A 20448-nucleotide genomic window follows, 5' to 3' on the forward strand; every position below is an offset into this window, starting at 1 on the left:
TCACAAAAGTTGTGCTTTTATGAGCTGATTTACCTTATCGTAATAAAAGTCTTTTGTATCATAAATCACACCAGCTTCTTGTGCTAGAAAAATAATTTTCTCCAAAAAAATCTGCGATGAAAATTTTGTGGTGCGATGGAGCTCTTCTTCATCAAATGGTTTAATCAGATGGGCAAGAGGATTTCGCACTGCCTTTTCTAACTGACGAAGCTGTGCAACCGTATCTTTAATCGCTTTCGAAAAATCGGTCACCTCAATCAAATCGGCTAGACTTTTTGAAGTCACTTTGCTATCACGGCGCTCCGAGACAAAAGCTTGGACGAAAGGATTAGTAGAGTTCACCATCTCACCAAATTTCCAACTATCGTACTGATCCGATTTGGTATCATGGATAAATTGTTTTAAATCTGGTACCTTTTGCTGAGCCAATCGTAAAAATAAACGATACAAAATCGGACTCACTGCACGGACAAAGTCAATAATGTCAGCATTTTTAACCTTGGCTTCTAAATCCATCATATAATTGGCAAGAAGTTCTTCTTCATAGGCGTTTGATAAAAGGCGGAGCTGATAGCGTTCTTCTAGTTGGCGTAGGTCCTTTTCATGCTCAAAAAGATAGTCTACGTTGAGCTCTCGACGCTCTTTGAGCATCTCTAAGAGAAAATGTGCCTCACTAGATAACAGTTTGGACTGCTCTGCTATTTTCCAAGCCTGATGGTAGGCGTAAAGGTCTAAAAGAACCGTTAGGGTGTCTTTAGTCATTGGCAATCAAGGTCTCAAGACCAACCTTCATCATATCAGTGAAAGTATTTTGACGCTCTTCAGCTGTTGTATCCTCTTCTGGATTAACAAGGCTATCTGAGATTGTCATGATACCCAAGGCTTGCACCTTATGTTGAGCAGCAAGGTAATAAAGGGCTGCCGCTTCCATTTCAATAGCTTTGACACCAAGAGTACCCAATTTCATGTTACGCTCTGGCATGTTTGAGTAGAAAACATCTGAAGACAAGACAGAACCAACGTGTGTTGTCATACCAAGATCTTTGGCAATGTGGTAAGCCGTATCAAGCAATTTGAAGTCTGCAATTTGTGGGAAATCATACTCTGGGAAATCATTGCGGATGATGTTTGAGTTAGTTGCTGCCGCTTGTGCCAAAACCAGTTCACGAACATGAACATCTGGGTCAATTGAACCCGCAGTGCCGACACGAATGAGTTTTTTCACTCCATAATCCACGATGAGCTCACGCGCATAAATCGAAATTGATGGCATCCCCATACCAGTTCCCATGACTGAAACACGATGACCTTTATAAGTCCCGGTATAGCCAAACATATTACGAACTTCATTAAAGCAAACAGCGTCTTCAAGGAAGTTCTCTGCGATAAACTTAGCACGTAACGGATCTCCAGGTAATAAAATTTTATCAGCGATTTCACCTGGTTTTGCTGAAATATGAATTGACATTTTAATAATCTCCTTTATTTTTCACTTTTTCATTAATCATCTAATAGATGTTTCGTTTTTGTTTCCCTGATTTGTTTTCCTACTCCTCTTAGGACAGCAAATCAAAAATCTAGAGGTGGCACACACCAATAATCGTTGTAAGAAAAATAACCAATAGAACAACTCTATGACTAGTAATTCCTATTTTTAGCCCTCCAAAGATCTCCCAACTCTTTGGAGCTGTGCGAAGGCGAGAGTGAAATTGCTCATTCAGTGCAAACCATTCTATATTCCGTTCACAAGCTAATCAGAATAAATCACTAAAATGATTCCTATGACGAGTAAAACCAGTCCAAAACCTCTGATTACTGAATTTTTTGAAAGAAACATGAAAATCGCAATCAGAAGCATGAGCAATCCTCTGTCACCTGTTAAAGAACCCTCATAATGCTACGTTTTAAATCAAGATTTATCATCAACAATCGCCTAACAGTTCCTAAAATGGCTTTAACTAAAAATCGTATTATTAATCTTGATTATCAAATATACAGTTGCTCATCATGTCCCAATGTTACACGCAAAAAGGCAAATGGCAAAGCATAAATGGCTTTATTATAATCAGAAACTGTTTGATTATGGTAAAGACGTTGATTAGTCACAAGAGCTTCCGCTTCTTTTATTTCTGCCATCAAATCTCGCAAACTTTGGTCAGCAGAACCATTAGTGTCTCGCTCAATGCGTTCAACTAATTTTGTTACCTTATCAGACATTTGTGAGTAGTTGTCATGTTTATTACTTGAACCAGAATGATTGTCAAATTTCTTTTTCTTCTGATCATGGTATGCATTCCCCTCATCAGAAGTCATATTCTCAGATGTTTTTTCATTTTCAACTAACTCTGAGACCGTTTTTTTGATAGACATCTTTAATTCATGGTCAACAATTTTATCAGTAACCTCTTGGAGCTGAGAAATCAACTTTTTAACATGGTTCTCTTTAATCTCAATTGCATAAAATGATGAGGCAATTTCTTGTTTAAGATGAATGACCTTATTGTATTGAGTCGTAAATGACATCAGTAAATAACTCAAAATAGATAGAACGAACGGAATGAGAGGCATCCAAACCCAATCACCGTCTAGTCCCATAACACCAAGAGCAACCGACCAAAAGAACATCAGTAAAAACCAGACGAAAAAACCTACAATCACTTTAAACCATGGTTTATTTAGCATCTCAAACTCCTACAACTCTGCCAAAATTGCTTTGACCAAGCCTTTGAAATCTTCTTTGATACGAGTTGTTACTTCAACAACTTCTTCGTGGTTAAGTTCTTCTTGGAAACCAGCTGCATGGTTGGTAATACATGAAATACCAAGCACTTTAAGGCCAGAGTGAGCAGCTACAATTACTTCTGGAACTGTAGACATACCAACTGCATCAGCTCCTAGTGTCTTGAAGGCACGGATTTCGGCTGGTGTTTCATAAGTCGGACCTGAGCAGCCAAGGTAAACCCCTTCACTTAGTTTAATGCCAAGTTTGTCCGCAACTTCGTAAGCAACCTGACGGTATTCTGGCGTGTAAGCCTTCGACATGTCTGGGAAACGTGGTCCGAATTCTTCAAGGTTTTCACCAATCAATGGGTTTGTTCCAATCATATTGATATGGTCATTGATCAGCATGAGGGTACCTGGGCCAAATCCAATACCACCGGCTGCGTTTGTCACAACTACACTGTGGCAACCAAGTGCTTTCATCACACGCACTGGGAAGGTCACAACTTCCATTGGATTGCCTTCATAGAAATGGAAACGCCCTTGGAGCGCTAAAACCTTACGACCAGCCAAGTCTCCATAAACTAATTTACCCGCGTGACCAACAACGGTCGATTGACCCCAGTTTGGGATATCTGAGTAGTCAATGACAACAGCATTCTCTACTTCTTCTGCCAATTCTCCCAAGCCTGATCCCAAAATAAGACCAAATTCAGGTGTCTCAATACCTTTAGACTGTAAAAAGTCGCGCGTTTCATAAATTTTTGCAATTAAACTCATTATTTTTTCCTCTACTAAAAATTGTTAACGTGAAGCAAGAACTTCACCATCTTCTTTGACAAATGGGAAGGGAAAGTCATCAGGTAGTAAGTCCAAAACTGTTTCTGATGGCCGACATAACTTTGTACCACGTTCCGTCACAACAATAGGACGATTGATTAAAATGGCATCCTCCACCATGGCGTCTAAAATGTCTTCTTCCGAAAGCTTTTCATCAGCTAAACCGTGTTTCTCAAATTCAGGAACATTTTTTCTGAGTAGGTCCCTAGCAGACATTTTCATTTCGGCTAGTAATGCTACCAACTGTTCTCGGCTAGGAGGTGTTTTTAAATATTCAATAATGGTTGGGTTAATACCGGCATGTTTCAACATTGCTAAAACATTACGAGATGTTCCGCAATTGGGATTATGATAAATGATGACTTCTTCCATTTTCAATACCTTATTTTAATTCTGATAAGAAACTTTCACCGATCATAGCGGTATCCACTCCAAAGTTTTCAGCAATCGTTGCAGAGATGTCTGCAAAGTGACCTTGTGGAATCACACCATTTCCTTTGAAAGCTGGGCTGTAAGCTAACAATGGAATATATTCACGTGTATGGTCTGTTCCGACATAAGTTGGGTCATTACCATGGTCAGCTGTAATCAAGAGAAGATCATTATCACGCATTGCTTCAATGATTTCTGGAAGACGGTTGTCAAATTCATGCAAGCAGTCACGGTAACCAGCCGCATCGCGACGATGACCATATAAAGCATCAAAGTCAACCAAGTTTGTAAATGAAAAACCTTTTTCAAATTCTGTCAAACCGATGGTTTTAATTAGAGTATCAATTCCATGGCTGTTTGATTTGTTGTGTCCCATGTCGTGGTTAATTCCTGAACCGTTGAAGATGTCACTGATTTTACCAACAGAATAGACATCAATACCCGCTTCATCCAACTTATTCAAAACAGTTGGTTCAAATGGGGATACGGCAAGGTCACGACGGTTTGCGGTACGTGTAAAATTACCAGGTTCACCAACGTAAGGACGGGCAATAATGCGACCAAGAAGAGCTGGACGCTCCAAAGTGATGGAACGAGCATATTCACAGATACGATACAATTCATCAAGTGGAATAATATCTTCATGCGCAGCAATTTGAAGCACTGGGTCAGCAGAGGTATAGATAATCAATTCACCTGTTTCCATTTGACGTGGCCCAAAATCGTCAATGACTGCTGTACCTGAATAAGGTTTGTTGGCTTCACGAATGACTTTACGACCTGAAAATTCTTCAATCTTAGTAAGAATTTCTTCAGGGAAACCGTCCCAGAAAGTATCAAATGGTTCCGTGATGTTAAGTCCCATGATTTCCCAGTGACCAGTCATGGTATCTTTACCGAGTGAGACTTCTTCGAGTTTTGTCACATATCCTGTAGGATTTTCTTCAGCAGGAACGGTTTTTAGAGCTTGTGGACGAGGAATATTTCCAAGACCAATTTTAGCCATATTTGGTACATCAAGACCGACAGTCTTTGAAATATGACCAAGAGTGTCTGAAGCTCCATCAGGTACACCAGCATTAACAAAGTTGTTAGCATCTGGTGCAGCACCAATTCCGACTGAGTCTAAAACGACTAAGTGAATGCGATCAAAAGTTGACATATGTTTCTCCTATCTAGGGGGGGTTACGGTTGGCACCCAAAAACCTGTATAGCTTATCTTACGACAAACTATAGAAAAACTTATTAACAAACATTAACACATTTGGCAGTCAATGACCAAATGTTAAACTGAGCGGTAAATGTACTTTTTAGAAATATCAAAGCTACTTGCTAGTTCGCTTTGATATTATTTACCAGACTCAAGAACCTTCACACCATCTTTCCCGGCGACGATTACTTTGTTGACCATACCATTAAAAAGACCATGTTCCACAACACCGACCATATTTTTTAATTGGTGCCCAAAAGCAACTGGGTTTTCAATAACGCCTAAATCAAGGTCAATGATGAAATTTTTCATGTCAGTAACAAAACGACTACCATCTTTTTCACGGAACGATGGCTTGTAGCCAGCTTTGTCAAATTCACGGAAGAGACGCTCGGCACCATATTGCACCACTTCAACTGGTAATTTAAAAGCTCCAAGCTGATCGACCAACTTAGACTCGTCTACTACCCAAATATACTCTTTAGTTGGTGTTGCAACAATTTTTTCCATCAAAAGAGCACCACCGCCACCTTTAATGCCATTGAAGTCTTTATCCACCTCATCAGCACCATCCACAGTAATATCAATCATATCAATATCATCAACGGCCTTCAAAGGAATTCCTAGTCCTTCTGCCTGTGCGGTTGTCTGACTTGAAGTTGTCACACCAACCACCTTAAGTCCTTCTTCCTTAACCCTACGACCAATTTCTTCAACAAAGAAATAAGCTGTTGAGCCTGTTCCAAGACCTACCGTCATTCCATCTTTTACGTACTTGGCAGCTGTGACACCTGCAATTTTTTTTAAGGCTTCCAAAAATAATCTCCTCTCATGATTATTGAACATGTAACATCATCACAAACCAATCGTATTGCATCGTACAACACAATGTTTAGTGAGGTTCTAACACTTTATTATACCATACTTACTGTGACTTGTCTGCGCTTTCTTTTTTTATTCACAACAATCTGACATTTTGGTAATTTCCCAAAGTAATTTCCACTTTAGCTTTCGAAGTGGAAATTAGTCTAAAACGGATTTTTATGGTGGAATTAAGTCTGAGACGTTTGTGTTAGAAATGAGTCCTTACTATGACAAAATATAAACACCTTACCCTCTCAGACCGCAATGACATCCAACTTGGCTTAGAACGTGGAGAAACCTTCAAAGCCATTGGACAAACTATCCTAAAAGATCCTACTACCGTTTCCAAAGAGGTCAAACGTAACAGACAGGTCAGAACCTCTACCAGTGATGGGCTTCCTTGCCCTCTCATTGATAAATCCCCATTTGTCTGTAACGGATGTCCTAAGAGAAGACAAAATTGTGGCTACAAGAAAATCTTCTACCTCGCTAAACAGGCTCAAAAACAATACGAACAAACCCTCGTTGAGGCTCGAGAAGGAACACCTCTCAACTCTCAAACGTTCTGGGATATGGATAAAGTCATTTCTGATGGTGTGAAAAAGGGACAACACATCTATCACATCCTTAAAACGCATAACCTTGATGTCAGTTCCTCAACCGTCTATCGACACATCCGTAAAGGATACCTTTCTATCGCTCCTATTGATCTGGCTAGAGCTGTAAAATTCAAAGAAAGGCGCAAATCTATCCTGCCTTCTATCCCTAAAGAAGCTAAAAAAGGGCGTTCTTATGAGGACTTCCAAAACTACCTGACACATAGACAACTGACCTCTTGGCTTGAAATGGACACCGTTATTGGACGGGTTGGCGGAAAAGTATTACTCACCTTCAATTTGTCTTTCTGTAACTTTATCTTCGCTAGACTTCTGGACAATAAAACCGCTCTTGAGGTCGCTAAACACTTCTATGTCATCAAGAACACACTTTATGAGGCTGATAGAAATTTCTTCGATGTTTTCCCTATCATTCTTACAGATAATGGCGGAGAATTTGCCAGAGTTGATGACATCGAGATGGATATCAGAGGTGAGATTAAACTATTCTTTTGTGACCCTAATCGCTCTGACCAGAAAGGAAAAATTGAGAAAAATCACTCCCTTATTCGCGATATTCTACCAAAGGGAACTTCTTTTGATAACTTAACTCAGGACGATATCAACCTAGTCTGTTCTCATGTCAATAGCGTGAAACGCGCTGCTTTGAATGGGAAATCAGCTTATGAGCTCTTTACCTTTACCTATGACGAAGAACTGGCTAAACTTCTTGGCATTTCCTTAATTCCCGCAGAAGACGTCTGTCAGTCCCCAAAATTACTCCAACATAAATTCTAAAAACTAATCTAAATATAAGCCACTCAAACGTCTCACACTAACTTCCACCATAACGGAACTTAATCTGAAACGCTTTCAGATGAGGGGATTTTGTGTACCCTTTTTTCACCTAAATTCGCCTAAAAATGCAATAAAATCAACCATTATAAAAACCAGTGGAACTTACCCTGACACGGATTTCCACTGGTTGTTAGAGGTTTTATCAGATTAACTTCCACTTTAACAGACGGTGGAAGTTAGTTTGGGAATTTAGCAATCTGACATTTTTAGTTTTTAGAAGTAAGGTAACGAAAATCTTGCTTTCTGCTCTGCTTTTTTTTAAAATAGAAAGAACTAAACACAAAGGATATCACATGAGTATTACTAAGGAATTTGACACAATCACTGCTATTTCGACTCCTCTTGGTGAGGGGGCTATTGGGATCGTTCGCCTGTCAGGAACGGAGGCTATCGCCATCGCTAAAAAGGTCTTTCAAGGTAAAGATTTAGACACCGTTCCGTCACATACTATCAATTACGGTCATATTGTGGAAAATGGCAGAGCGATCGATGAGGTTATGGTTTCTGTTATGAGAGCTCCTAAAACCTTTACGCGTGAGGATGTCATTGAAATCAACACTCATGGTGGTGTTGCTGTAACCAATGAAATCTTACAGTTATTGATTCGTTCTGGGGCAAGAATGGCAGAGCCAGGTGAGTTTACCAAACGTGCCTTTTTAAATGGACGCATTGACCTCACTCAGTCTGAAGCTGTTATGGACCTTATCCGCGCAAAAACAGATAAAGCCATGTCAAACGCGCTCTCTCAATTAGACGGCTCTCTCAAAAACCTCATCAACAATACCCGCCAAGAAATTCTCAACACACTGGCACAAGTGGAGGTCAATATTGATTACCCAGAATATGATGATGTCGAGGAAATGACGACGGCTCTCATGCGAGAAAAAACAACTGAATTTCAAGAACTTTTAGAAGGACTTCTTCGCACAGCCAAACGTGGAAAAATTCTTCGTGAAGGGCTTTCTACTGCTATCATCGGACGTCCTAACGTTGGAAAATCAAGTCTTTTAAACAATTTACTTCGCGAAGAAAAGGCTATCGTCACTGATATTGCAGGAACTACACGTGATGTCATCGAAGAATACGTCAATATCAAAGGTGTCCCTCTCAAACTCATTGATACTGCTGGTATTCGTGAAACGGATGATGTGGTTGAAAAGATTGGTGTCGAACGTTCTAAAAAAGCCCTGCAGGAAGCTGATTTGGTGCTTCTTGTCCTCAATTCAGCAGAACCTTTGACCCACCAAGATAGAGCTCTGCTTGATATTTCAAAAAACAGCAATCGTATTATTTTACTAAATAAAACGGACCTCCCTGAACAAATCGAAGCCGATGAATTGCCAGCAGATGTGATACGTATCTCTGTGCTTGAAAATCAAAACATCGATGCTATTGAAGACAAAATCAATCAACTGTTCTTTGACAATGCTGGACTCGTTGAAAAAGATGCAACTTATCTTTCAAATGCTCGCCATATCAGCCTTATTGAAAAGGCTGTTGAAAGCCTAAATGCAGTTAATGAAGGATTAGCACTGGGAATGCCAGTTGACCTTCTACAAGTCGATATGACACGAACCTGGGAGATTTTAGGTGAAATCACAGGTGATGCTGCGCCTGATGAACTCATTACCCAACTCTTTAGCCAATTCTGCCTTGGGAAATAAGAAGGGAAACTAAACAAGATAAAAAGCCTTCACAAAGTTGAAAGGCTTTTTGTATCACACTTTATAAAATTGATATTAGAACAATCAAACTTTTAATAGTATAAGCTCATGACATTCCGATAAAACAGACTGAGAGCATCGGAGAGTTTTGATACTTTAATGTTTTTCTCTATGTGTCATTCAACATCTTGATTGTCTAAGCATACACTGTCACATGAGATGGCAGAACTTTGACGCTGATCGGCAAAGAAGCTCCCTCGTCTCCATCAACGTTTGTACTGAGTTCAGCTTTACTGTCTGCTAATGTTATTTTAGCTTCCTTAAACGTCAGGTATCCTACATTTTGACTAGCGTCTGAGACACCTGTCACCAACTCTGGCACCGCCTTTAGAGTATCTACTAGTGAGCTATCCTTAAGATAAATAAGATGTAACATCCCATCATCAACTTTTGCATGAGGTAGCATATTTTCAAAACCACCGATAGAATTGGTTAAACCAATGACTAGTGTACTACTTTTAATGGCTAACTCCTCACCATCAATCATTAATTGAAAATCATAAAAATGCGTTGTCATCACTTCCTTAAGCCCAGAAATAAAGTAAGCCAGTTTACCCCACTTGGTCTTTTCTTCTGACTCAACATTATTGATTGCTTCAGGGAGTGTTCCAATAGCAACAACATTCATGAAATAATGATCGTTAATTTTTCCAATATCTAGCGGCTTAGTCTTCGCGATATCTAACTGGTTAATAGCTTTTTCTGGATCAAGAGGCATTCCCAATGCACGCGCCAAATCATTAACTGTACCAAGTGGGAAAAAGCCAAAATTCGGACGGTTCTCCAACTCAGCCAAACCATTAATGCCTTCATTAACCGTACCATCACCCCCCATAACAAAGACACTGTGATAATTTTCTTCCGCTGCTCCTCTAGCAAATGCAGTGGCATCACCTGATTTTTCAGTGTGTTTGACGATGACTTCATCAAAAATAGTTTCTAATTTTTCTCTAGCCAAATCCTCGTAGGACCTAGCTTTCTCCCCGCCTGAACTTGGATTGACAATCAATAGCACACGTTTTTTCATAAATGACCTCCTTTAAAGACCTTATACATTAATTCTAACATATCATAATCAATTTCTCTTGATTTTTAACCGTTTTCAATTATACCAAGAGGCTGGGCAAAAAGTCTAAAAAAATAGCAAATGGCTTAGAGTAACGTCGTCAAAAACGTTGATTCTAAGCCATTTTATCTTGTTCAATTTTCAACAGCAAGGCGGAAATTTGAGTTTTTATACGAAAACTCAAAAGAATGCAAAAACTCCCTCCCTATGATATAATCAAAGCGAAAAAATTTTTTATGTTAGGCTACTAGCTCGTCCCTAGTAGTCCTTTTTCTGTGCTAAAAATTCAGGATACGTTATCTGCTCTTTTAAGAGGATATAAACTATTTTTAATAATTGATGTGCAAGGGCTATTGTTGCTTTTTGTGAACCACGCCGACTTTGAATCTGATAAAATCGTTCAGCTAGAGGACTTCCTTTTTGCTTCCTAACCGCAAAAGCGGCCTGGCATAAACATTTCTTCAAATAAGAATTTCCATGTCGAATCTTGCTACTTCGCTTCTTACCAGCACTCTCATTATTACCTGGACAAAGTCCTGCCCAAGAAGCTAAATGTCCAGCAGTGGGAAACTGACTCATGTCAACTCCAACCTCAGAAATGATAACAGAAGCTGTAATGACATCAATGCCTGGGATGGAATCCAATATTTCTACATAGTTTTCATATTGTGATAGATAGATATTAATTCGCTCTTCTAACAACTCAATCTGTTTCTGGTAAAAATCATAAATCTCTAAGGACTGCTTTAACATAAAGCGATGATGGTCAGAGAAATAACCGTCCAAGGCTTCCAGAAGCTGCGGCACTTTCTTCTTCAAGCTAGTATAAACGAATTGATGGACAATGCGAGGTGTAATAGGCGTCCCATCAACCAGTAGCTGAAGGAGATTGCGACCAGATAGCCCCATAATATCTTCAATATAGGTTGTTAGCTTAATACCACCTGACTGAAGAATTTTATGGATACGATTGGTTTCTCGATTACGACTTTCCACATAATGTTTTCGTTGTCTGGTCAACTCCCTCAATTCTTGAATGGTTTCATCGGGAACGAAACTCCGAGGAAGCAGACCAATCCGTGTTAATTTGGCAATCCAGTGAGCATCCTTCTTGTCGGTTTTCTGACCTGGGATGGCCTTCATATGAGCTGGTTGAGCGAGTATCAACTCGAAGTCATCACAGAGAGCATGCCATACAGGTCGCCAATAGACACCTGTGCTTTCCATGCCCACAGCTTCCACATGAAATTGGCTGAGAAAATCGTGGCAATCACGTAGGCCTTTAGTCGTTGTATCAAATGTAGCCATCTCACGCTTTGGACGAGTTGAGGTGAGTGGTCCATGTAGGATACAGACGACAATATTGGCTTGATGGACATCAATACCTGCACAAGATTGATAGAGAACATCCATGATAATTCCCTCCTTCTAAAAATTAGAGAGCTTGTCTACCAAATTTTAGTCGTATTTTTATACTCATGCCTATCGCATATTTTGGGGTGCTCGTCAGTAGAGTGGATCAGTTTTGCCCTCGATGAATAACATCATTAACTCGTCAACCACAAAGCCCTCACTAAGATTATACACCTAGTAAGGGCTTTATGTTCGTTTTCATTATTCTGTGGGTGAGGGCGGAGCCATCATGGATGTCTTGCCCAACCTCTATCTTATTACTCTGCGTCTGGGCGTGATTTACGCGCGATGTCTGCAAGGATTGTTTGGACGAATTCGTTGAGGGACTCAGTGTGAGTTTCTTTCTTACCATAGCGACGCACGTTGACCGCACGGTCTGCCATTTCCTTGTCACCAACAATCAATTGGTAAGGAATCTTGCTTGTTTGACTTTGGCGGATCTTGTATTGCATTTTCTCGTTGCGCTCATCAACATCCGCACGAATACCGTGGTTGCGAAGCTCTTTGGCAACTTCCCAAGCGTAGTCAATGTGAGCTTCGTTTGAGATTGGGATGACCGTTACTTGGTTAGGTGCCAACCAAGTTGGGAAAGCTCCTTTGTAAGTCTCAATCAAGATAGCTGTGAAGCGCTCCATCGTTGAGATAACCCCACGGTGAATCATAACTGGACGGTGTTCTTCACCATCTGCACCGATGTATTTCAAATCAAAACGCTCTGGAAGCAAGAAGTCCAATTGGATAGTTGAAAGGGTCTCTTCGTTTCCAAGCGCTGTTTTCACTTGAATGTCCAATTTAGGTCCGTAGAAGGCTGCTTCGCCTTCTGCTTCAAAGTATTCAGCACCCATGTCATCGAGGGCAGCTTTCAGCATAGCCTGCGCATTTTCCCACATCTCGTCATTGTCATAGTATTTCTCTTTGTCCTCTGGGTCACGGTATGACAAGCGGAAACGGTAATCCGTCAAGTTGAAGTCTTCGTAAACGTCAATAATCAACTGAAGCGCGCGTTGGAACTCTTCTTGGATTTGCTCTGGTGTCACGAAAATGTGTCCATCATTCAAGGTCATCTCACGCACACGCTGCAATCCTGTTAAGGCACCTGATTTTTCATAGCGGTGCATCATACCAAGCTCAGCAATACGAACTGGCAATTCACGGTATGAACGGACATTGTTTTTATAGACTTGGATGTGGTGCGGACAGTTCATTGGACGAAGAACAAACTCTTCCCCATCACCCATGTCCATAGTTGGGAACATATCTTCTTGATAGTGCTCCCAGTGACCTGAAGTCTTGTAAAGTTCAACAGATGCTACTGGTGGCGTGTAAACGTGTTGGTAACCTGACGCTAATTCTTTATCAGTGATGTAACGTTCCAAGGTACGGCGGATAGTCGCACCGTTTGGCAACCAGAATGGCAACCCTTGACCAACTTCTTGAGAAATCATGAAAAGATCAAGTTCTTTACCAAGTTTACGGTGGTCACGTTCTTTCGCCTCTTCACGCATTTGAAGGTATTTTTTAAGGTCTTTTTTGTCAAACCAAGCAGTACCATAAACACGTTGCATCATGTTGTTATCTGAATTTCCACGCCAGTAAGCACCTGCAACATTGAGCAATTCAAAGACTTGGATACGGCCAGTTGATGGGACGTGTGGGCCACGGCAAAGGTCAACATACTCACCTTGCGTATAGATGGTCAAACCACCTTCATCTTCTGAGTGTTCTTGAATCAATTCCAATTTATAAGGGTCGTTAGCAAAGATTTCCAAAGCTTCTGCTTTAGTCACTTCACGACGTTCAGATGGGAAGTTTTCTTTGACAATTTTAGCCATTTCCTCTTGAATGCGAGGAAGGTCTTCGTTTGAAATTTGACCAGCAGCATTGTCAGTGTCGTAGTAAAAACCATCTTGAATGGCTGGACCAACACCCAATTTAATGTCTGGGAAGAGACGGCGAGCAGCTTGCGCAAATAAGTGAGCTGCTGAGTGACGAAGAATATCAAGAGCATCTTCGTGGTCAGGTGTCACAATTTCAAGACTACCGTCTTCTGTGATGGCACGCGTTGTGTCAATCAATTTGCCATTGAATTTACCAGCCAAAGCTTTTTTAGCTAGAGAGTTGCTGATAGATTGGGCAACTTCAAAAGTAGTGATACCAGATTCAAATTCGCGAACTGCACCATCTGGGAAAGTAATGTTAATCATAGTTAAGATATAAAGGGCGTTAATGGAACAATAGCAAAATAGAAAACTGACTGACAATGCTCTGCATCTAGGGCATGTTTATCTTTTTTGCAGCCGTCCCTAGCCCGTATTCAGTTACACCAAATACGGCTACCCTATTCCTTTCTTTTATTATTTTTTAATACTAAGTTGTTTTTCTTTGGCGGTTAAAAAGGACTCAACTTCTTGAGCAATATCAACTTCCAAGCGCCCTGCTAGCTCAATCAACCACCAAATGTTTTCAGCTAATTTTTGCTCCAAATGATAAGGCGTCTCATCATAATAACGTCCTTTTCTGGTCATCACCAAGCGGTTCAGATTCCCAATGTCATTGGACAGTGCTAATAAATCTTCTTCAATTGACCATGCTTTACCATGATGCTTGATTTCAAGCTCATGATAAGCCTTTCGAATCGCTTGACAGCGTTGAATAATCGTCTGATCCATTTTCCTCTCCTTTCAAAAACAAAAGCGACATCCTGTAAAAGGACGTCGCAACGTGGTTCCACCTTCATTTATCTATGACAAAAAAGCTTATCATAGACCTCATGTTTGGCGATAAGGGAACCACCCTTTTATGTTTGCATAAAATCATACCGAGTAGTGTCAACTTGTATCCTCTGCCTGCTTTCCAGCTCCCGCAAGCTCTCTCAAAGATTTCCTACAAGTGATAAGTCTCTACCAAGTATTATAGCAACTTTCAATGAAATTTCAACCCTAAAGTTGTTTTGAAAGCCTTTTAATCTAAAAAGTTTCGAATACCTCTGACTAATTTTAACGGAGCTTTGACAACTTGAGCCGTATTCTTAGTAAGACGTTCTGGAAAAGAACGTTGTTCTGACTCTATAAGCAACTTAGTTTCCCCACCATTTTTATCAACTGTCAGCGATAATTTCTCTCGTTTTCTGGCAGTTTGGGTGCTTTTTGAAATGATGACATCCAAGTAAAATTGATAGATCATCTTTCCAAAGTGTTCTGCAGAAATAGCAGAGCGTTTTTCTTCCAACTGTTTTTTCGTCAGTTTTGGTGTATCAATGATAGCGTCTAGAATGGCTGAACCTAGGTCTGACGGGTGATAATATAAGGTACCAAAAGCCTTATGATCAATCAAATCATCCAAATAAGGATTGCCATGAGCAATAATCGGACGTCCACTAGCTAAACTTTCCAAATACGTTAGTCCTTGAGTCTCACTAGTAGAAGCTGAAATAAAGAAGTCACAGGCTTTGTAATAGAGGGCTACCTCATCTGGGCTGATCATTCCTGTAAAGATCACATGATCGGTAATCCCTAATGCTTTAGCCTGTGTTTTCAAAGTCTCTAAATAAGGACCATCACCTGCGACCACTAATTTGACATCACTATTTTCCGACAAAACTTCTGGAAGACTACGAAGGACCGCTTGGATATTTTTCTCAGAAGAAACACGTGACACACTTAGCAACATGGTTTCCGTTGGAGAAATGCCTAATGTTTCTCTGAGCACTTGACAATCAGCTTCACAGATATCATCACGAACAAAACGGTCTAAATTAATGCCTGTTGGGATAATCCGCTTCGGAATTTTAACGTCATAATCATCTAAAAGTTCAAGGACAATGCGACTTGGACAAATCACACCATCAAGGTCACTGAGGTAACCTCTGACAATGTATTTGACCATGCTCGGACGAATGAGTTTTCCCTTGGCAATGTAGCCAACGTAATCCTCATACTGCGTATGATAGGTATGCACCACAGGGATTTTCAAGGCTCTGCCAATCATTTTTCCCAAAAGCCCCAAACTAAACTCCGTTTGCGTATGAATAATATCCAATTTATAACTCTTAGCGATTTTGAGAGAAGACATAACCCCGCGGTAGGCAATCCGACGATCGGTAAAGGAAATAAAAGGCACACTAGGAAGGCGAATAATCGTTGGATCCTCATAGCGCTTGACATTTTTATCTGTGGTCGTAAAAATGTAGACCTCATGACCAGATTTTTCCAACTCCTCTTTTAGCGTCCTAATGCTCGTAGCGACACCTGAGACCTGTGGAAAATATGTATCTGTAAATAATCCTATCCGCATTTACTTCTCCTATTTCTACTTCACTTTTGCCTGATTTTGATAAAAGTCAATCCATACCTGCAAAAGTTTCTCCTCAGAGTAATTCACTGAAATCTGTCCAGATTTTTCTTTTAATCGGGACAAAGCGGTGCTATTACGTGACAAGTCATCGATAATGTTTTTCATGCTAGAAACATCTTTGGCCGCTGCGTAAGAGCCCTCAAGAATCACTTTGTAAAGTTCTAAATCACGCAACACGATAGGCGCTCCACAACTTGCTGCTTCTAAGATAGTCATTGGAAATAGTTCATTATAGCTTGGTAATAAAAACACATCTGTCGCCGCATACAAGTCACGCATCTTATCCGCTTCAACAATACCTGTGAAAATCACATTTGTTGGGGGATTTTCCATGATTTTCTTATACTGATCGTAGCCATCTGTAATACCACCAAATGAAAAACCACCTGCCCAGATAAAGGTAATGTGAGGCAATTGCTCAGCTAGGGTTACAAAATCATCAATTCCCTTACGCTTTTGGACTTGACCCGCTCCCAAGACAACAAAATCATCGTCCTTGATTCCAAATTCACGTCTCGTGCTCTGCCTTTTTTCAACCGTAGACGGATACCACTTTTCCTTATTCACAAAATTAGGAATGTAGCTAATTTTGTCACGCGCAATGCCAAAGGCAACCAAATCATCAATAAAAGTCGGATTAACGACGACAAGGTGATCCATACGGTTATAAAATGAGGTCACGTATTTCCCCAAAACCTTCTGGAAAAGACGAGGCATTTTGAGGCTTCCCTCCAAAGTTTCAGGAAGAAAATGAACATACCCTACCCTACGCCCGACTCTTTTTTTGAAAAACGTAGACAGGTAAAATAAGGGATCAATCGTATGATAATGGGTAATATCAGCCTGAACAAACTGATTTTCTGTAATGATAAGCTCTTTTTGCGCCTCTCGTTTAAGCAAACGCAGCAACTCGCGATAAGCACCAGAGACCCCTTGCCCTGCAACTTTTTCACTAGAACTCAACATATTAACACGTAATGACTTTTCGCTCATACTTGTTATTATAGCTTTTTTTGAATTAAAAGTAAAACGCCACCCTAGGCTTACCACGCTATTTAGCAATAAGAAAAGAACCTTGTCGTATAGGTTCTCTCCTGCTTCATATTATCTTTTTCAGTTTAAAGACCTTTTGTTGTGCCACGTTCTTTAAGACCATGTTTTAAAAGGATTTCTTTTTGATTCAATTCTTCTTTGTTCATGATTTTTGTTAACATGCGCATGGCTACTGCTCCCAAATCATAGATCGGTTGGCTAATAGAGGTCATGTTAGGGCGTGTGTATTGCACAATCGGCGAATCGTTACTTGTGATGATTTCAAAATCCTCTGGCACTGATTTACCTGCTTCAAAGAGACCATTTAAAAGACCGGCAGCCAATTCGTCTTCAGCAACAACAGCTGCGGTAGCACCTGCGTTAAGAACACGTTGTGCTAAAGCGAAGCCTTCTTTGTATCTATAATTTGCTTCAAAAACTAGACCTTCATCAAAAGTTAGTCCATTGCTAGAAAGACCTTCTTTATAACCAGAAAGACGCACTTTGCCATTGATGTCGTCAATAAGTGGTCCTGAGATGAATGCGATTTGTTTATGACGTTTTGCCAACACATTGACACCGTCTGTGATCGCCGCACTGTGATCAATATTAACGCTAGGCAATTGGTGCTCCAAGTCAACAGTTCCAGCCAATACAACTGGTGTTCGTGAGCGTGAAAATTCAGCTCTAATCTTATCTGTAAGATGATTTCCCATAAAGATAATACCGTCAACTTGCTTAGCGAAAAGCGTGTTAACAACAGCTACTTCTTTTTCATCATCTTCGTCACTTGAGGCAAGGACAATATTGTACTTGTACATCGCAGCAATATCATCAATCCCTTTTGCCAAAATCGAGAAGTAAGAATTAGCAAGGTTAGGTAAAACAACACCAACTGTCGTCGTTTTCTTGCTAGCCAAACCACGAGCAACCGCATTAGGACGATAGTCCAAACGGGCAATCACTTCTAAAACTTTTTGGCGCGTATTTTCTTTAACGTTTTTATTTCCATTAACAACACGACTGACTGTAGCCATGGAAACACCGGCTTCACGGGCAACGTCATAAATCGTAATTGTATCATCTGTACTCATATGAATGTCCTTTCTATATGAAAATATCGTTTTCATTTTATTTTAGCACCTTTTGTAAACACTTTCAAGCAATAAGACGAATTTTTTTGAAAAAATGTTTAAAAAAACACTTTTTGTGCTTAACATTTCCCCTCTTTTTCAGAAAAGACTTGATTTTTTAGCAATTTGGCATAGAATAGAGATAAGTTACTATAGAATCAAAGGAGAATATTATGTCTAAAATAACAGACCTCATTAAGCGCTTAGAAACTCACGACCTTTATGCCGCTGTACTTTCTGATCCTGTGACCATCAATTATTTGACTGGCTATTTTGCTGATCCACATGAGCGCCATATGTACCTTTTCTTATTTGCTGATAAAAGCCCACTTCTCTTTTTACCAGCCTTAGATGTGACAAGAGCTGAGCAAACTGTGGACTTTCCAGTTGTAGGCTATCAAGACTCAGAAAATCCATGGGAAAAAATCAAAGCTGTCCTTCCTAAAACTGATTTTCCAAAAGTTGCTGTGGAATTTGATAGCCTAAACGTCACAAAATTCAAGGGGCTTCAATCTGTTTTTTCTGGTGAGTTTAGCGACTTGACGCCTCTTGTCCAACAAATGCGCCTCATTAAATCTGCCGATGAAATTGAAAAAATGTTCTTCGCAGGTGATTTAGCTGACAAAGCTGTTCAACTTGGTTTTGAAGCCATTTCGCTTGATAAAACGGAGACAGACATTATCGCTGAAATCGAATTTGGCATGAAACGTCTTGGTTACGGCATGAGTTTTGAAACTATGGTATTGACCGGGGACAATGCGGCTAATCCGCACGGCATTCCCGCCAATAACAAACTCGAAAACGATGCTCTGCTATTATTTGACCTTGGCATCGCAGCGAATGGTTATATGAGCGATATGACGCGTACTGTTGCTGTTGGTAAACCTGATCAATTTAAACAAGATATCTATAATCTTTGTTTAGAAGCGCAGCTTACTGCCCAAGACTTTATCAAACCAGGTGTTACAGCTAGCGAAGTTGATGCAGCTGCACGTTCTGTTATTGAAAAAGCTGGTTACGGAGAATATTTTAACCACCGTCTCGGCCACGGAATTGGGATGGATGTCCATGAGTTTCCATCAATTATGGCTGGCAATGACATGATTATTCAAGAAGGCATGTGCTTCTCAGTGGAACCAGGTATCTACATTCCTGGTAAAGTTGGCGTGCGCATTGAAGACTGTGGCCATGTCACTAAATCAGGCTTTGAAGTATTTACGAAGACACCAAAAGAATTACTCTATTATTAGACCGTAAGATTGGGGATGTGCTCTCCAATCTTTTTTATGCTACAATTGAGACATGACAAAACTTGCAATTATGAGTGACTTGCACATTGATCTCAATCAATTCGGCGACTTTGAAGTTGACACACTCATTCAGACACTGAAAACTCAAAATATCTCTTGGTTACATCTTGCAGGTGATATTTCAAACCATCACCATACGATTTCCCTTCCTTTTCTTGAAAAAATGGCAGAGCATTTTAAGGTAACTTACAATCTCGGAAATCATGACATGCTGGATTTAACAGAGGCAGAAATTGAAGCAACTGATTTCCAAAGTTATGACTTGGGTGACAAGGTTTTCACTACTTTTCACGGATGGTATGATTACTCCTTCTCTTCTGATAAAACCGAGTCAGAAAATCTATCTTTCAAGAATATTTTTTGGTTTGATAGACGCTTAAAACGCCCCTTGTCTGATAAGGAGATGAGTGAACAAATCTATCAACGGTTAGAAGCTATTCTCTCTCAGCAAACCAAACCCATCATTCTAGCCATGCATTTCGTACCGCACAGCTTATTCACCATGACCCATGAAACATTTAAACCTTTTAATGCCTTTTTAGGTAGCCAACGGTTTCATGATATTTTTACAACATTTCCTGTCACTGATGTTGTCTTCGGTCATGCTCACCGCTCTTATGGCACACAAGTTATTGATGATATTAGATACCATTCTAGACCCCTTGGCTACATTCGTGAATGGGACTTGACTATTGAGTTTGTCAATAAACATGCTCACCTCAATCCTACCGGCACTTGGAACCTCTCTAAACGTTACAATCTTGTCAAAAAACGCGAGGATTTTAAGCAATACCTTAAAGAAAATCTAGCAAGAGAATTTGAGAAATCTATGACAATTTTTTCATTGTCAGAATAATAAAAACAAAAGCACCCCGAAGCAATGTTACTTGCCTTAG

General features: G+C 40.1%; 17 protein-coding genes and 1 pseudogene. 4 read left to right on the forward strand and 14 right to left on the reverse strand.

Annotated features, from left to right (window positions below):
• The 7 genes from AB6M99_RS07350 to rpiA all read right to left on the reverse strand — a co-directional run bounded on the left by AB6M99_RS07350 (position 1) and on the right by rpiA (position 6019).
• Positions 1-762, reverse strand: coding sequence for a LytR family transcriptional regulator (locus AB6M99_RS07350; protein WP_121834835.1), 762 nt, complete (start codon positions 760-762; stop codon positions 1-3).
• On the reverse strand, positions 755-1468 hold the full coding sequence (deoD, locus tag AB6M99_RS07355) for a purine-nucleoside phosphorylase (protein ID WP_369350495.1): 714 nt from the start codon (positions 1466-1468) through the stop codon (positions 755-757). Before deoD ends, AB6M99_RS07350 begins: the two co-directional genes overlap by 8 nt.
• 518 nt (positions 1469-1986) lie before the next feature.
• Entirely contained in the window at positions 1987-2682 is a 696-nt protein-coding gene (locus tag AB6M99_RS07360) for a LemA family protein (protein ID WP_121834837.1), read from the reverse strand.
• 9 nt (positions 2683-2691) lie between these two features.
• Positions 2692-3501 (reverse strand): purine-nucleoside phosphorylase, encoded by an 810-nt coding sequence (locus AB6M99_RS07365; protein WP_121834838.1) that lies wholly within the window; start codon positions 3499-3501, stop codon positions 2692-2694.
• Between the two features lie 24 nt (positions 3502-3525).
• Positions 3526-3933 (reverse strand): arsenate reductase (glutaredoxin), encoded by a 408-nt coding sequence (arsC, locus tag AB6M99_RS07370; protein WP_121834839.1) that lies wholly within the window; start codon positions 3931-3933, stop codon positions 3526-3528.
• A 10-nt stretch (positions 3934-3943) separates the two neighbouring features.
• The gene (locus tag AB6M99_RS07375; RefSeq protein WP_121834840.1) at positions 3944-5155 is read right to left on the reverse strand and encodes a phosphopentomutase; all 1212 of its coding nucleotides are present in this window, start codon (positions 5153-5155) and stop codon (positions 3944-3946) included.
• Between the two features lie 186 nt (positions 5156-5341).
• Positions 5342-6019: a ribose-5-phosphate isomerase RpiA gene (gene rpiA / locus AB6M99_RS07380; protein ID WP_121834841.1), complete on the reverse strand. Its 678-nt coding sequence runs from the start codon at positions 6017-6019 to the stop codon at positions 5342-5344.
• Positions 6020-6294: 275 nt separating this feature from the next.
• On the opposite strand from rpiA, the gene AB6M99_RS07385 reads away from it, so the two are divergent.
• Positions 6295-7461, forward strand: coding sequence for an IS30 family transposase (locus AB6M99_RS07385; protein ID WP_369350352.1), 1167 nt, complete (start codon positions 6295-6297; stop codon positions 7459-7461).
• Between the two features lie 353 nt (positions 7462-7814).
• The gene (gene mnmE / locus AB6M99_RS07390) at positions 7815-9185 is read left to right on the forward strand and encodes a tRNA uridine-5-carboxymethylaminomethyl(34) synthesis GTPase MnmE (RefSeq protein ID WP_121834842.1); all 1371 of its coding nucleotides are present in this window, start codon (positions 7815-7817) and stop codon (positions 9183-9185) included.
• A 196-nt stretch (positions 9186-9381) separates the two neighbouring features.
• Here the strand turns inward: mnmE and AB6M99_RS07395 are convergent, their stop codons facing one another.
• The 7 genes and pseudogenes from AB6M99_RS07395 to ccpA form a co-directional block, all read right to left on the reverse strand.
• The gene (locus tag AB6M99_RS07395; protein WP_121834843.1) at positions 9382-10272 is read right to left on the reverse strand and encodes a diacylglycerol kinase family protein; all 891 of its coding nucleotides are present in this window, start codon (positions 10270-10272) and stop codon (positions 9382-9384) included.
• A 286-nt stretch (positions 10273-10558) separates the two neighbouring features.
• Positions 10559-11724, reverse strand: a pseudogene (locus AB6M99_RS07400) (IS110 family transposase).
• Between the two features lie 257 nt (positions 11725-11981).
• The gene (gene thrS / locus AB6M99_RS07405; RefSeq protein WP_121834869.1) at positions 11982-13928 is read right to left on the reverse strand and encodes a threonine--tRNA ligase; all 1947 of its coding nucleotides are present in this window, start codon (positions 13926-13928) and stop codon (positions 11982-11984) included.
• Between the two features lie 150 nt (positions 13929-14078).
• Positions 14079-14393, reverse strand: a complete 315-nt coding sequence (locus AB6M99_RS07410) for a MazG-like protein (RefSeq protein ID WP_121834845.1) — start codon at positions 14391-14393, stop codon at positions 14079-14081.
• 292 nt (positions 14394-14685) lie between these two features.
• On the reverse strand, positions 14686-16017 hold the full coding sequence (locus tag AB6M99_RS07415) for a glycosyltransferase family 4 protein (protein ID WP_121834846.1): 1332 nt from the start codon (positions 16015-16017) through the stop codon (positions 14686-14688).
• Positions 16018-16032: 15 nt separating this feature from the next.
• Positions 16033-17070 carry a glycosyltransferase family 4 protein gene (locus AB6M99_RS07420; protein ID WP_121834847.1) on the reverse strand — a complete coding sequence of 346 codons (1038 nt, stop codon included), beginning with the start codon at positions 17068-17070 and terminating at the stop codon, positions 16033-16035.
• A gap of 125 nt (positions 17071-17195) precedes the next feature.
• The gene (gene ccpA, locus AB6M99_RS07425) at positions 17196-18203 is read right to left on the reverse strand and encodes a catabolite control protein A (RefSeq protein ID WP_121834848.1); all 1008 of its coding nucleotides are present in this window, start codon (positions 18201-18203) and stop codon (positions 17196-17198) included.
• Positions 18204-18415: 212 nt separating this feature from the next.
• On the opposite strand from ccpA, the gene AB6M99_RS07430 reads away from it, so the two are divergent.
• Both AB6M99_RS07430 and AB6M99_RS07435 read left to right on the forward strand, forming a co-directional pair.
• On the forward strand, positions 18416-19492 hold the full coding sequence (locus AB6M99_RS07430; protein WP_121834849.1) for a Xaa-Pro peptidase family protein: 1077 nt from the start codon (positions 18416-18418) through the stop codon (positions 19490-19492).
• 52 nt (positions 19493-19544) lie between these two features.
• Positions 19545-20408 (forward strand): metallophosphoesterase, encoded by an 864-nt coding sequence (locus AB6M99_RS07435; protein ID WP_121834850.1) that lies wholly within the window; start codon positions 19545-19547, stop codon positions 20406-20408.
• Positions 20409-20448: the final 40 nt, after the last annotated feature.

Source organism: Streptococcus hillyeri, assembly GCF_041081565.1.
In the GTDB taxonomy this organism is placed as follows: Bacteria; Bacillota; Bacilli; order Lactobacillales; family Streptococcaceae; genus Streptococcus; species Streptococcus hillyeri.

Excerpts from the sequence above, each read along its gene's own strand:
- AB6M99_RS07350 (WP_121834835.1), bottom strand. The coding sequence starts at position 762 with ATGACTAAAGACACCCTAACGGTTCTTTTAGACCTTTACGCCTACCAT.
- deoD (WP_369350495.1), bottom strand. The coding sequence starts at position 1,468 with ATGTCAATTCATATTTCAGCAAAACCAGGTGAAATCGCTGATAAAATT.
- AB6M99_RS07360 (WP_121834837.1), bottom strand. The coding sequence starts at position 2,682 with ATGCTAAATAAACCATGGTTTAAAGTGATTGTAGGTTTTTTCGTCTGG.
- AB6M99_RS07365 (WP_121834838.1), bottom strand. The coding sequence starts at position 3,501 with ATGAGTTTAATTGCAAAAATTTATGAAACGCGCGACTTTTTACAGTCT.
- arsC (WP_121834839.1), bottom strand. The coding sequence starts at position 3,933 with ATGGAAGAAGTCATCATTTATCATAATCCCAATTGCGGAACATCTCGT.
- AB6M99_RS07375 (WP_121834840.1), bottom strand. The coding sequence starts at position 5,155 with ATGTCAACTTTTGATCGCATTCACTTAGTCGTTTTAGACTCAGTCGGA.
- AB6M99_RS07385 (WP_369350352.1), top strand. The coding sequence starts at position 6,295 with ATGACAAAATATAAACACCTTACCCTCTCAGACCGCAATGACATCCAA.
- mnmE (WP_121834842.1), top strand. The coding sequence starts at position 7,815 with ATGAGTATTACTAAGGAATTTGACACAATCACTGCTATTTCGACTCCT.
- AB6M99_RS07395 (WP_121834843.1), bottom strand. The coding sequence starts at position 10,272 with ATGAAAAAACGTGTGCTATTGATTGTCAATCCAAGTTCAGGCGGGGAG.
- thrS (WP_121834869.1), bottom strand. The coding sequence starts at position 13,928 with ATGATTAACATTACTTTCCCAGATGGTGCAGTTCGCGAATTTGAATCT.
- AB6M99_RS07410 (WP_121834845.1), bottom strand. The coding sequence starts at position 14,393 with ATGGATCAGACGATTATTCAACGCTGTCAAGCGATTCGAAAGGCTTAT.
- AB6M99_RS07415 (WP_121834846.1), bottom strand. The coding sequence starts at position 16,017 with ATGCGGATAGGATTATTTACAGATACATATTTTCCACAGGTCTCAGGT.
- AB6M99_RS07420 (WP_121834847.1), bottom strand. The coding sequence starts at position 17,070 with ATGAGCGAAAAGTCATTACGTGTTAATATGTTGAGTTCTAGTGAAAAA.
- ccpA (WP_121834848.1), bottom strand. The coding sequence starts at position 18,203 with ATGAGTACAGATGATACAATTACGATTTATGACGTTGCCCGTGAAGCC.
- AB6M99_RS07430 (WP_121834849.1), top strand. The coding sequence starts at position 18,416 with ATGTCTAAAATAACAGACCTCATTAAGCGCTTAGAAACTCACGACCTT.
- AB6M99_RS07435 (WP_121834850.1), top strand. The coding sequence starts at position 19,545 with ATGACAAAACTTGCAATTATGAGTGACTTGCACATTGATCTCAATCAA.